Genomic DNA, 12,622 nt, shown 5'->3' on the forward strand with positions numbered 1-12,622 from the left:
GGCCGATGGGTTCTTGCACGCACGGTAAGCGAAACGTCAGGCAAACAAAAAGCGGAGCGCTTTTTTTCAGGGCGCTCCGCTTTTTTTACAGTGCCAGGTTTCAGTGCTGCTCGAAACGCTCGTAACGCTTATCGGTGTGGCGCTCCTCGCTCTCCACCGAGCTCACGCGCGCCGCGGGCGGGCCATGGCGCAGCCACGAGAGCATGCGGTCCACCTGATTCGCCGTGCCCTGGATCACGGCCTCCACCGAGCCGTCCTCCAGATTGGCGACATAGCCGCGAATGCGCAGCGCGTGCGCCTGGCGCACCGTCGCGTGACGAAAGCCCACGCCCTGCACCGTTCCGCGCACGCGCACGTAATACGTTTCCACGCGCGCATCCAGATCCGGTTCGCTCATCGGTTGATCTCCCATTGTCTTGCTGCCGATACGCCAGGCATTGTAGACGCCATGACGCGCGGGCGTCGCCTTGCGCACGAATGCACGCGCTCGCACGGCGCGCAAACCGTGCGCCTCGCCCCGCGTCCCGCTTGATACTCCGCTCGATACCCCGCTCGATACTCCGCTCGATGCCCCGCCCGCGCCGCAAGCCCGACGCCGTTACCCCATCGCCGCGCCCCACGTACAATCCGTGCCACGCCAGCAGCGCGCGCCGCGCGCCGCACCGACATCCGAACTGAAAAGCGAATTTCGAATGACCGACACCTCCCGCGCCAACAAGGACCTCGTGCTGATCACCGGCGCGTCCGGCTTCGTCGGCTCGGCCGTCGCCCGCATCGCGCAGGAAAAGGGCTATGCCGTGCGCGTGCTGGTGCGCGCGACGAGCCCGCGCAAGAATCTCGAGGCGCTCGACGCCGAAATCGTCACCGGCGACATGCGCGACGCCGCCTCGATGCGCAAGGCGCTCGACGGCGTGCGCTATCTGTTCCACGTGGCCGCCGACTATCGGCTGTGGGCGCCCGATCCGCACGAGATCGAGCGCGCCAATCTCGAGGGCGCCGAAGCCACCATGCGCGCCGCGCTCGACGCGGGCGTGGAGCGCATCGTCTACACGAGCAGCGTGGCCACGCTCAAGGTCACGAACTCGGGCAACTCCGCCGACGAAACCTCGCCGCTCACGGCCGAGCAGGCGATAGGCGTGTACAAGCGCAGCAAGGTGCTCTCCGAGCGCGCCGTGGAGCGCATGATCGAGCGTGACGGCCTGCCCGCCGTGATCGTCAATCCGTCCACGCCGATCGGGCCGCGCGACGTGAAGCCCACGCCCACGGGCCGCATCATCGTGGAGGCGGCCACGGGCAAGATTCCCGCCTTCGTCGATACGGGCCTGAACCTCGTGCACGTGGACGACGTCGCCAACGGCCACTTCCTTGCGCTCGAGCGCGGGCGCATTGGCGAGCGCTATATCCTCGGCGGCGAGAACCTGCCGCTGCAGCAGATGCTCGGCGACATCGCCGGCATGGTGGGCCGCAAGCCGCCCACCATCGCGCTGCCGCGCTGGCCGCTCTACCCGCTCGCGATGGGCGCCGAGGCCGTCGCGCGCTTCACGAAGCGCGAGCCGTTCGTGACCGTCGATGCCCTCAAGATGTCGAAGAACAAGATGTATTTCACGTCGGCGAAGGCGGAGCGCGAACTCGGCTACCGCGCGCGGCCCTATCGCGAGGGCCTCAAGGATGCGCTCACATGGTTCCGCGAAGCGGGGTATCTGGGCACAAAGTAAGCGCTGCGCGAGGCCGCTCTTTTTGCGGCTTGCGGCGCGTGCTCAAGGGATCTGCGTCGTGGTAACCTGGACGACCGTCACCGGCCGCTCAAGGGAAGAACACGATGATCTCGCATGTTTTTGTGGGTGCTAACGACTTTGACCGTGCCTTCAAGTTCTATTCGGCCGTCATGAATGAGCTCGGGCATCGATTGAAGTTTTGTGAGCCCGATAAGCCTTGGGCAGGCTGGATGGCCGAGGGCATGCCACGCCCGCTCTTCATTGTCGGCAGCCCATACGACGGCAACGCCGCAACTTGCGGCAACGGTCAAATGGTGGCGTTGCTCGCGCCCGATCGGCAATCGGTCGACAACGCCTACGCCAGCGCGCTCGCGAACGGCGGTTCGTGCGAAGGCGCACCCGGTTTGAGGACTCACTACCACCCGGACTATTACGGCGCGTATTTCCGGGATCCTGAGGGAAACAAGCTCTGCGTGTGCTGCCACACCCCCGCTCCACAGTAGTTTTGCAGGCGCTCGCTGACCCTGGCGCGCAACGGCTGCTTAATGCGAGAGCAAATTGTTACAACTTTTGTTGCGACCTGCTTACAACGCTGCGCGGGACAGTCGCGTGCGCTATGGGTAAAATCGCGGGTCTTATCAGAGAAGCCTCGCATGAATCTTCAAGACCAGATCGGCGCGCTCGAAGCGGGCGTCGATCAGCTGATCCAGGCCGCCAGCGTCGCGCTTGCGCCGCGCCCAGTCGTTGCGGCAGCGCCCGAACAGACCCACGCGGCGGATGCCGCCGCGCCGGAAGCGGCCACGCAACCTGCCGAACTCGAGCCGGATACGCCAGCCGTTGCGGCGGCGCATCCGCACGAGCCGCAGGCGGCTGTCGTCGAAACCGAAGCTGAAGTCGGAGCTGAGCCCGAAACCGCAGCCGAAGCTGAAGCCGACACGGCCGAAGTGGCGACGGAAGTTGGGGCCGAAGTCACGGCCGAAGTGGCAACCGCTACCGAACCGGTCGACGCCGTGGAACCCGCGCAAGCCGAGCAGGAAGCCGAAGACCGCAAGGTGATGCTGGAAGTCGGGCGGCCGTCGCAGAACGAGATCACGATGTCGATCGGCGGCCAGACGGTGTCGCTGCATCCGCTGCAGGTCGGGCAGCTGATCGAGGAACTCGCGAACGCGCGCGCCTCCATGCAGCCCGAGCCGCCGCCCGCGATTCCGCCCGGCTGGCGTTTCGCATCGACGAAGAATCCGATGATGGCCGTGCAGAAGCAGTCGAATGGCGACCGCTTGCTGGTGCTGCGGCACACGGGTCACGGCTGGGTGCCGTTCGTGTTCTCGCCCGACATGGTCGTGCAGATGTACATGATGTTGACGCAGCGTTAATCGGCGCGTCCGGGAGTCGGGCGCTCAAGCAGCGCGCGCACCAAAAGCAAAAGCCGCCGCGGTCGACCGCGGCGGCTTTTTTTATTGCGTGTGGCACGCGGCTCTGGAGGCCCGCGCGATGCCGCTTCAGCGCCCCTGCGCAGGCGCCTGCACGCGCGACTTCCACTGCCCGCCCTTGCCACGCCAGAAGCGCCAGGCCGAAGCGAAGGTCGCGCCCACATAGAACAGCGCGACGAGTGGCAGGAACGGCGCCCACAGTGGCGAGCGGCGATAGTACGCGAGCATCGGCGCGTAGGCGCAGCACATGAGCGCCCAGGCCACCCATGCGGGCCAGCCGAGCGGGCCGAGCACGAGCGCGACAACGGGCGGCGCGAGGTAGATGACCGTCATGCCGACGATCGTGCCCGCGAGCTGCCACGCCGAATAGTGAAGCTGCGTGAACGCTGTGCGCGCGATCATGTTCCAGATGTCTTTCCACGAGTCGTACGGGCGCAGCGAGACGCTCTTCGCGGCCACGTCGAGGCGGATCGGATGCCGCCCCTCGCCGCGATGCTTGATGCGCGCGGCCAGACTGCAATCGTCGATGAGCTCGGCGCGGATCGACTCGATGCCGCCCGCCTCCTCCAGCGCCTTGCGGCGCACCAGCATGCAGCCGCCGGCCGCCGCCGCCGTCTTGTTACGCGGATTGTTGACCCACGAGAACGGATAGAGCTTCGCGAAGAAGAACACGAACGCCGGGATCAGCGCCTTCTCCCAGAACGAGTCGCAGCGCAGGCGCACCATCAGCGAGACGAGGTCGCGCTTTTCCGCCTGCGCGCGCACCACGAGCTGCGCGAGAGCCTCGGGCGGGTGGCCGATGTCGGCGTCCGTCAGCAGCAGGTAGTCGGCGTTCAGGCCCAGCGTGCGCACGGCCTCGATGCCCTGCGACTGCGCCCACACCTTGCCCGACCAGCCCGCGGGCAGCGGCCTGGCGCTCACCACCGTGAGCTTCTCCGGGCAGCGCAGCGCGAGCGCGGCGGCGCGCGCGGCTTCGGCGGTGCCGTCGGTGCTGTGGTCGTCGATCACGATGACGTGAAACTCGCCGCCATAGTCCTGCTCGAGCAGCGACGTGACGGCCTCGCCGATCGCGTCCGCCTCGTTGCGCGCCGGCACCACGGCGCACGCCGCCGGCCAGCCCGCCGCGGGCTCGACCAGCGGCAGCGGCGCGGCGGGGCGCGCGCGCCAGAAGCCGCCGCGGCCGAACAGCAGGACCAGCCAGATCACGAGCGAAAGGCAGGACACGGCAAAGAAAATCGTTGTCATCATGCGTTGTTACTCTCGATCGAAGGCATGCGCGCACCCACGCGGCGCGACAGCCACATGGCCGCCGTGCGCATCAGCACCACAGCCCAGTCGGCGGCGGCCAGCCGGGGACGCGCACGAAATACGTCGTAGTCCGCCCGCTCGATGACTTCGAGCATGCGCAGGCCGCCGTGCACGACGCTGCACAGCTCGAGGCCGAAGCGGCCCGGCACGCGCAGCGCGAGCGGCGCGCCGCTCACCATGAGCGCGCGCGCCCGCGCCACTTCGTGCTCCATCAGCGCGCGCCATGCGCCATCCACCCTGCCCGCGGCGATCTGCGCCTCGCTCACTTTCATGCGCTCGCGGTCGGCCTGCGGGAGGTAGATGCGGCCCCGTTTCCAGTCGGCCGGCACATCCTGCAAGAAGGTGATGAGCTGCAAGGCGGTGCAGATGGCGTCCGAATCGGCGAGGTTCTCGGGCGTGGCCTCGTCGATCAAATGCAACATAAGGTGACCGATCGGGTTTGCCGAGCGGCGGCAGAAGTCGAGCAGCTCGAAGCGGTCGGCATAGCGCGTGGCATCGATGTCCTGATCGAACGCCGACACGAGGTCGTAGAACGGCTCCAGCGGCAGCCGGCACTGAACCATCACCTTCGCGAGCTCCGCGAACAGCGCGGGATGCACGGGCGCGAGACGGCCTTGCGCCACAGCGTCGAGCCCGGCGCGGAAGTCGGCGAGGCGCAGGTGGCGCTCCTCGGCGCTCCAGTCGCCTTCGTCGGCAATGTCATCGAGGGTGCGCGCGACATGGTAGATCACGCCGACAGGCGCTCGGAGCGCCTTCGGCAGCAAAATGCGCGCTACCGGAAAATCGTCGTATTGATCGGGTTCCATGAAGCGTCCAGAATGGGGTCGGTCCCGCAAGACGCAATGCGGCCTGGTGCGGGGGACGTTAGTTTAAGGGTTCCCGCATCCTGTTGCACTGCGCAATACCCCCGAGAGTGTCACAGGCTGTGTCACCGGTAAACCCGCTGCTGGAACGCCGCAAAATGGGGCTGATTGGGGGGCCGATTCCGATTGGCGTCGCGTGCGCGCCGCACCTTCCCGTTCGCTACGCAGCAAAGCGGCGGCGATGGGGTTAAAATGCGCGTCTGGTTTTTTCCGCCCCCCTCTGGCGGATGCATGCAGATATCAGCACCTTATTAATATGATGGTCGCGGCGAACGGGTCTTGATGGCTCTTTCGGAATCCGCGGCAGTCGGAGTTCGCCACCCTATGCGAGTCATCCTTGCCCAACCCCGCGGCTTTTGTGCGGGGGTTGTCCGCGCGATCGAGATTGTCGATCGTGCATTGCAGAAGCACGGCGCGCCCGTCTACGTGCGTCATGAGATCGTCCACAATCGCCACGTGGTCGAGAACCTGCGCGAGAAGGGTGCGCGTTTCGTGGAAGAGCTCGACGAAGTGCCCGAGGGCGCGGTCGCCATTTTCAGCGCGCACGGCGTCGCCAAGACCGTCGAGCGCGCCGCCGACGAACGCAGCCTCGACGTGCTGGACGCCACCTGTCCGCTCGTCACCAAGGTGCACGTGCAGGGCCGCCAGTACGTCGCGGCGGGCCGCACGCTGATCCTGATCGGCCATGCCGGTCACCCGGAGGTGGAAGGCACGATCGGCCAGATTCCGGGCACCGTGCTGCTGGTGCAGAGCGAGGCGGACGTGGCCAGGCTGGACCTGCCGCTCGACGCGCCGCTCGCGTACGTGACGCAAACCACGCTTTCGGTGGACGACACGCGCGGCATCATCGACGCGTTGCTCAAGCGCTTCTCCGACATCGTCGGCCCGGACACGCGTGACATCTGCTATGCCACGCAAAACCGCCAGGCCGCGGTGCGCGAGCTGTCTTCGCAAGTGGACGTGCTGCTGGTCGTGGGCGCGACGAACAGTTCGAACTCGAATCGCCTGCGCGAGATCGGCAGCGAATCGGGTCTGCCGAGCTACCTCGTGGCGGACGGCTCGGAAGTGAAGGCCGAGTGGTTCGCCCATGCGCAAACCGTCGGCATCACGGCCGGCGCGTCGGCGCCCGAGGAAATGGTGGAAAACGTGATCGACGCGCTGCGCGCGTTGGGGCCTGTCGAGGTGTCGACGATGGCGGGCCGTGAAGAAAAAGTCGAATTCAAGCTGCCGTCGAAGCTCTTGCAACCGCTCGTCGCACGCGAAGTTTAAGGAGGACACGCTTTGTCTATTCCGCTGCTACAAAAAGTCCGCGTTGGCGCGTACATCTTCCGCCAGCATTTCAGCGGCAATAAACGCTATCCGCTCGCGCTCATGCTCGAGCCGTTGTTCCGCTGCAACCTCGCCTGCAATGGCTGCGGCAAGATCGACTATCCGGATCCCATCCTGAACCAGCGCCTGTCGCTGGCAGAGTGCCTCGAAGCCGTCGACGAGTGCGGCGCACCGGTCGTTTCCATCGCCGGCGGCGAGCCGCTGCTGCACAAGGAAATGCCGCAGATCGTGAAGGGCATCATGGCGCGCAAGAAGTTCGTGTATCTCTGCACGAACGCGCTGCTCATGGAAAAGAAGATGGACGACTACGAGCCGAATCCGTACTTCGTCTGGTCGGTGCACCTCGACGGCGACCGCGAAGCGCACGACCACTCGGTTTCGCAGGAAGGCGTCTACGACAAGGCCGTCGCGGCCATCAAGGAAGCCAAGCGCCGCGGCTTCCGCGTGAACATCAACTGCACGCTGTTCAACGACGCCGTGCCCGAGCGCGTGGCAAAGTTCTTCGACACGGTCGGCGAGATCGGCGTCGACGGCATCACGGTCTCGCCGGGCTATGCCTATGAGCGCGCACCGGACCAGCAGCACTTCCTGAACCGCGACAAGACCAAGAACCTGTTCCGCGAGATCTTCAAGCGCGGCAACAACGGCAAGAAGTGGTCGTTCAGCCAGTCGAGCCTGTTCCTCGATTTCCTGGCCGGCAACCAGACCTACGAATGCACGCCCTGGGGCAACCCGGCGCGCACGGTGTTCGGCTGGCAGAAGCCCTGCTATCTGGTCGGCGAAGGTTACGTGAAGACCTTCAAGGAGCTGATGGAAACCACCGACTGGGACAAGTACGGCACGGGCAAGTACGAGAAGTGCGCGGACTGCATGGTCCACTGCGGCTTCGAGGCTACCGCCGTGATGGACACGGTCGCGCATCCGCTCAAGGCCGCGCGCGTCGCGCTGTCGGGCCCGCGCACCACGGGCGCGTTCGCCAAGGACATCCCGCTCGACAGCCAGCGTCCGGCTGACTACGTGTTCTCGCGTCACGTCGAGATCAAGCTCGAAGAGATCAAGAACGCGGCCAAGACCAAAAAGCCCGCGACTGTCGCGGCGAGCTAAGCGGCGTTGAAGGCCGCGTCCGCAAGGACGACGGCCTTTGCACGGTGCTCGAGAGGGCGCAACGGTTCACGCCGTTGCGCCCTTTCTGTTTTTGTTGCGGCAGATCGCGGCGGCGCGACGGCAGCCGTTTTCGGGATGGCGGCGCCAGCACAATGTCGGGTTTTCCATCCACCGGATGCCGCGCCCGGCCCGGCGTTGCGACCGCGCGCGCCGCCGGCCTGGCCATGCCGATCGCCACGAAAGCCACGCTAGCCACCATGTACGAAGCCGCACTCGCCGCCTGGCGCGCCGGGCAGCTGACCGCTGCCGATGAGCACTGCCGCGCCGTGCTCGCACACTCGCCCGAGCATGCCGAAGCGCTGCACCTGCGCACCCTGATCGCCCACCAGCAGGGCCGCACGGCCGAGGCCGCCGCGCTATTGCGCGAATCGCTCGCCCCGCACCAGAACGCGCAGCGCCTCGTCGATTTCGCCACCGCCTTGTGCATGCAGGGCCGTATCGACGACACGCGCGCCGCGCTGCGCCGCGCGCTCGCGCTCGATCCGACACTGGCTGCCGCGCACTTCTATCTGTCCAACACCTTCGGCCCGGACGAGGCCGCGCAGGCCGATACACATCTGCGCGCGGCCCTCTGCCTCGATCCCGCGTTCGCGGAAGCGCACAACAACCTCGGCAACCTGCTGCGCACGGCGCGGCCCAAAGAGGCGCAAGCGGCGTTCGAACGCGCGATCGAGCTGCGCCCCGATTTCATGCACGCGCACTTCAACCTCGGCACGCTGCTCGTGTCCGCGCAGCCTGACGCCGCCGAGGCCGCGCTGCGCCGCGCGCTCGAGCTCGATCCGGGCTTCGCGCCCGCGTGGAACCGTCTCGGGCACCTGCTCGCCGATACGCACCCCGACCAGGCCGAAGCCGCGCTGCGCCGAGCGATCGAGCTGGACCCCGAACTCGTCGCGGCGCACTTCAACCTCGGCAATCTGCTCTGCGAGCGCCGCCCCGACGAAGCGGCGCAGGCCTTGCGGCGCGCGGTGGCGCTCAAGCCGGACTTCGCCGTCGCCTGGGTCAATCTCGCGCACACGCTCGCGAAAACGCATCGCGAGGAAGCCGAAGCCGCGGCGCGCGAAGCCGTCGCGCTCGCTCCGGGACTCGCGGATGCGCACTACAACCTCGGCACGCTGATCGGCGTCGCGCGTCCCGACGAGGCCGCCAGCGCGTTGCGCCGCGCCGTCGTGCTGCAGCCCGATCACCGGCTCGCATGGCATCACCTCGGCCTCGTGCTGAAGGGCGAGCGGCTGCACGAGGCCGAAGCGGCGCTGCGCCGCGCGATCGAACTGGATCGCACGGACCCGGCCACACACGCAGTGCTCGGCAATGTGCTGCTCGACATGGGGCGGCTCGACGAGTCGGTGGCGTCGTATCGGGAAACGCTTGCGCTGGCAAGCGCCACAAACGACCGCAGCAACGACATCGTCATCGCGCATTACGACTTGATCTTCGCGCTCGCCTTCCAGACCGACGACCCGCAGGCGTTGCTCGACGAGTGCCGGCGTTTCGCGGCGTGCTTCGAGGCGCCGTTGATCGAAGCGGCACGCACACAGCCGCACGATGCGCCGTTGCTCGAAGCGGCATCTCGAAGCGCGCCGCACGATGCGCCGCCGCCCCGCGAAGACGCGCTCGCGCCCGGACGGCGCTTGCGCATCGGCTACGTTTCGCCCGATTTCCGTTCGCATTGCCAAGCGCTTTTCACGGTGCCGCTGCTCACGCATCACGACCACGCGGCGTTCGAGATCGTCTGCTATGCGAGCGTCGCGAAGCCCGACGCCATGACGCAGCACATCAAGACACTCGTCGATGTCTGGCGCGACGTGCACACGCTCGACGACGCAGCGCTCGCGCAGCAGATCCGCGACGACCGCATCGACATCCTCGTCGACCTCACGATGCACATGGCCGCCGGACGGCGCCTGGTGTTCGCGCGGCGGCCCGCGCCGGTGCAGCTCGCGTGGCTCGCGTACCCGGGCACGACCGGCAGCACGGCGATGGACTACCGGCTCACCGACCCATGGCTCGACCCGGCCGGCGAGCCCGGCCGCGACGCGCTCTATAGCGAGCGCTCGTTACGCCTGCCGGACGCGTTCTGGTGCTACGAGGCGCAGGTTGCCGGCCTCGAGGTCAACGCCCTGCCGGCGGCGGCGGGCGCGCCGCTCACCTTCGGCTGCCTGAACAATCCGGCCAAGCTCACCGACCACGCGCTGCGCCTGTGGAGCGGCGTGCTGGCCGCCGTGCCGGATGCGCGCCTGCTGCTGCTCGCGCCGCCGGGCGTACCGCGCGAGACGCTCAGAGAGCGCGCGCGAGCGCAGGGCATCGACCCGGAGCGCGTGGCGTTCGTCGGCCATCAGACGCGCCACCAGTATCTGGAGACCTACCACCGCATCGACCTCGCGCTCGACTCGTTTCCGTATAACGGCCACACCACGAGTCTCGACGCGTTCTGGATGGGCGTGCCCGTCGTCACGCGCACGGGCCGCTCGGCGGCAAGCCGCGGCGGCTGGAGCATCGCGGCGAACCTCGGCGTACCCGAGCTCGTCGCGCACACCGATGACGAGTTCGTGCGCATCGCCGTCGAACTGGCGCGCGACCGGCCGCGGCTGGCCGGGCTGCGCGCCGGGCTGCGCGCCCGCATGGAGGCTTCGCCGCTCATGGATGCACCGCGCTTTGCCGCGAATATCGAAAGCGCGTATCGGCACATGTGGCTCAGGCACTGCGACGACGCCGCGCGGCGCGAGGCTGCGTAGGCATCGCCGTCGCGGCGGCCCGGCGATGCCATTACTTCGCGCTGAACGGCGAAACCAGCAGCGCCTTCACCGCCGTCATGGCCGCGCTCACGCCGGTCGCGGTCGTGCTTGCGGCCGTGCTTGCGGCCGGCGGCGTCCAGCGCTGGACCACGATGCTCGAGCCGTTGTAGTTGTCCTTCGTCACGACGTACTCGCCGGTCGAACGCAGATACGCCCGCAGGCCGTACATCGAGTCCACGTCGTTGCCCACGTAGACCGTATTCGGGCTGCTGTCGATGAGCGTGGTATCGAGCGCGCCCGTGGTGAGGTTGAAGGCGTCGATATTGGGCACGGTGTGCACGTATCCCACGAACAGCTCATTGCCGGCGGCCGTAATCGACTTGGGATTCGCGCTCGTGAGGGTGATCACCGGATTCGGCGCCGTCGTATTGCCGGCGAGCCAGCCGTGATACACCTCGACGCGCGAGCCCACCGCGGTCCAGTCGGTGCTGCCGGTAATGCCCGCGAGGATCATCGTGTCGCTTTCGGGCAGGTAGATGATGCGCGTGAGACGCGAGAGCGTGGCCGGCGTCGGCGTGGTGATCGCGGCGCCCCATTGCGGTTGGCCGCTTGCATTGAAACCGGTCAGCGGATAGTGGGAAATGACGTTGGTCTTGTCGAGCCCCACCCAGAGATCGCCCTTGCTGTCGAGGCAAAAGCCATTGCGGACCGGCGCCGTCGTGTTGAACGCCGGCCCCGGCAGCGTGTAGTCGGGAATGGCGATATAGCCGCCCGCCGGATTGAAGTGGAAGAAGTAGAACGTATCGGGATTCTGGCCGGCGGCCACGAGAATGCGCTGTCCGCCCACGTTCGCGAATTGCGCGAAATGCTCGCCGCGCGCGGGGTCGGCGAGATTGATGCGCGGGTCGTTCGGATAGGTGATCGGGTCGATGGTGTTGGCCACGAAGGTGCCCCCGGCCGTGCCCGAATACACGTTCATGCCGCTGTAGAACATCGCGCCGTCGGTGGCCGGGTCCGGCACCGCGTTGCCTTCGAAGTTCACCGACTGGAGCATCCAGCGCAGATTGCCGCTGCCATCGTAGGCGTGCAGATCGGTGCCGCCATTGCGGCCGAGATCCCACGAGCCGCCCCACGGATTGTTCAGCACGTACAGGTTCCCCGCGGCGTCCTTGCCGATGCCGGCTACGCGCGTAAAGCGTTTGGCGCCCACTTGCCCCTTGATGCCGGTGGTCGTGTCGAGATAGCCGCCCTGAATGCCGAACGTGCCGGCAAGAGCGGGCGTGCCCGTCACGTTGTAGATCTTGATGTTCATGTCGGGACCGGAGTCGCCGATCATCAACTGTACGTTCTGCGAATCGAAATACAGCGACGACGGCTGCGCGGTGGAAGCCAGCTGAATGGTATTCAGAAGCTGACCGCCCGGACTGAACTCTAGCACCGCGCCCGCGCTCTTTTGCGCGACCCAGAGGTTGCCCCCGGCGTCCACGGCGAGCGCGCCCGGCCCGGTCACGCCGATGTCGCTCTGCCAGACGCCGGCCGTGGTGTACACGCGCACGCGGTTGCCGGGGAAGTCGCTGGCATAGAGCAGCGTGCCGGAGGTCGCGAGCCCGGTGATGACATCGGCGAGTTTCTCGGTCGTGTCGGCGCTCACGGGAATGAGCAGATCGCGCGTGCCGCTCGCGCGGTTGTAGCGGCCGACGTTGCCGCTGCCGTAAGCGGTGCTGTACTGCATCGCGACGAACAGTGACGTGGCGTTGCCCGTGATCGCGCCGCCCTGGAAATCGCCGTGGCCGCCGATCGAGCCCTGGCTCTGGCCGTTCTGGTAGAGGGCAACGCCGCCCTCGTTCTCGTCCCACATCGACGAGGTGTAGATCATGCCTTCGGGTGCGACCCACATCGAGCGCGCGACGTTGCCCACGCGGGTCGCATTGGTGCCGTAAGTGTTGGCCACCCAGTCAGTGGTGTATTGAGCTTCGCAAACGGGTGCAACCGTTGCGGCCAGGATGAGCGCAAGCGAGGCGGCGCCCAGTCGATGCAAGACCATGAGTGATTTCTTCATAGGACGCCATGCTGTGCGTGGC

General features: G+C 67.0%; 10 protein-coding genes. 6 read left to right on the forward strand and 4 right to left on the reverse strand.

The annotated features are described in order from the left end of the window. Nucleotides 1-100 precede the first annotated feature (100 nt). Nucleotides 101-397: an acylphosphatase gene (locus BO1_RS14860; protein ID WP_028218220.1), complete on the reverse strand. Its 297-nt coding sequence runs from the start codon at nucleotides 395-397 to the stop codon at nucleotides 101-103. 295 nt (nucleotides 398-692) lie between these two features. Here BO1_RS14860 and hpnA point away from each other — a divergent pair, with 295 nt between their 5' ends. The 3 genes from hpnA (at nucleotide 693) to BO1_RS59135 (ending at nucleotide 3,088) form a co-directional block, all read left to right on the forward strand. After that, nucleotides 693-1,715 carry a hopanoid-associated sugar epimerase gene (gene hpnA / locus BO1_RS14865; RefSeq protein ID WP_028218221.1) on the forward strand — a complete coding sequence of 341 codons (1,023 nt, stop codon included), beginning with the start codon at nucleotides 693-695 and terminating at the stop codon, nucleotides 1,713-1,715. A 104-nt stretch (nucleotides 1,716-1,819) separates the two neighbouring features. After that, on the forward strand, nucleotides 1,820-2,218 hold the full coding sequence (locus tag BO1_RS14870; protein WP_028218222.1) for a VOC family protein: 399 nt from the start codon (nucleotides 1,820-1,822) through the stop codon (nucleotides 2,216-2,218). 150 nt (nucleotides 2,219-2,368) lie between these two features. Next, nucleotides 2,369-3,088: a hypothetical protein gene (locus BO1_RS59135; protein ID WP_028218223.1), complete on the forward strand. Its 720-nt coding sequence runs from the start codon at nucleotides 2,369-2,371 to the stop codon at nucleotides 3,086-3,088. A 126-nt stretch (nucleotides 3,089-3,214) separates the two neighbouring features. Here BO1_RS59135 and BO1_RS14880 read toward each other — a convergent pair whose 3' ends face one another. Continuing rightward, nucleotides 3,215-4,393, reverse strand: coding sequence for a glycosyltransferase (locus BO1_RS14880; protein WP_028218224.1), 1,179 nt, complete (start codon nucleotides 4,391-4,393; stop codon nucleotides 3,215-3,217). Further along, entirely contained in the window at nucleotides 4,390-5,259 is an 870-nt protein-coding gene (gene hpnC, locus BO1_RS14885; protein ID WP_028218225.1) for a squalene synthase HpnC, read from the reverse strand. Before hpnC ends, BO1_RS14880 begins: the two co-directional genes overlap by 4 nt. Before the next feature lie 381 nt (nucleotides 5,260-5,640). Between hpnC and ispH the strand changes: the two genes are divergently transcribed. The 3 genes from ispH (at nucleotide 5,641) to BO1_RS14905 (ending at nucleotide 10,541) form a co-directional block, all read left to right on the forward strand. Next, nucleotides 5,641-6,585 carry a 4-hydroxy-3-methylbut-2-enyl diphosphate reductase gene (gene ispH, locus BO1_RS14890; RefSeq protein WP_028218226.1) on the forward strand — a complete coding sequence of 315 codons (945 nt, stop codon included), beginning with the start codon at nucleotides 5,641-5,643 and terminating at the stop codon, nucleotides 6,583-6,585. Between the two features lie 12 nt (nucleotides 6,586-6,597). Then, complete coding sequence (gene hpnH, locus BO1_RS14895) at nucleotides 6,598-7,749, forward strand: adenosyl-hopene transferase HpnH (protein ID WP_028218227.1); 1,152 nt, start codon at nucleotides 6,598-6,600, stop codon at nucleotides 7,747-7,749. A gap of 152 nt (nucleotides 7,750-7,901) precedes the next feature. Further along, nucleotides 7,902-10,541 (forward strand): tetratricopeptide repeat protein, encoded by a 2,640-nt coding sequence (locus BO1_RS14905; protein WP_052409472.1) that lies wholly within the window; start codon nucleotides 7,902-7,904, stop codon nucleotides 10,539-10,541. Nucleotides 10,542-10,572: 31 nt separating this feature from the next. On the opposite strand, the gene BO1_RS14910 is transcribed toward BO1_RS14905, so the two are convergent. After that, a complete protein-coding gene (locus tag BO1_RS14910) occupies nucleotides 10,573-12,585 on the reverse strand; it encodes an SMP-30/gluconolactonase/LRE family protein (RefSeq protein WP_028218229.1) in 2,013 nt (670 codons plus the stop codon). Between the last annotated feature and the right edge of the window lie 37 nt (nucleotides 12,586-12,622).

The organism is Paraburkholderia oxyphila NBRC 105797 (genome assembly GCF_000685075.1).
GTDB lineage: Bacteria > Pseudomonadota > Gammaproteobacteria > Burkholderiales > Burkholderiaceae > Paraburkholderia > Paraburkholderia oxyphila.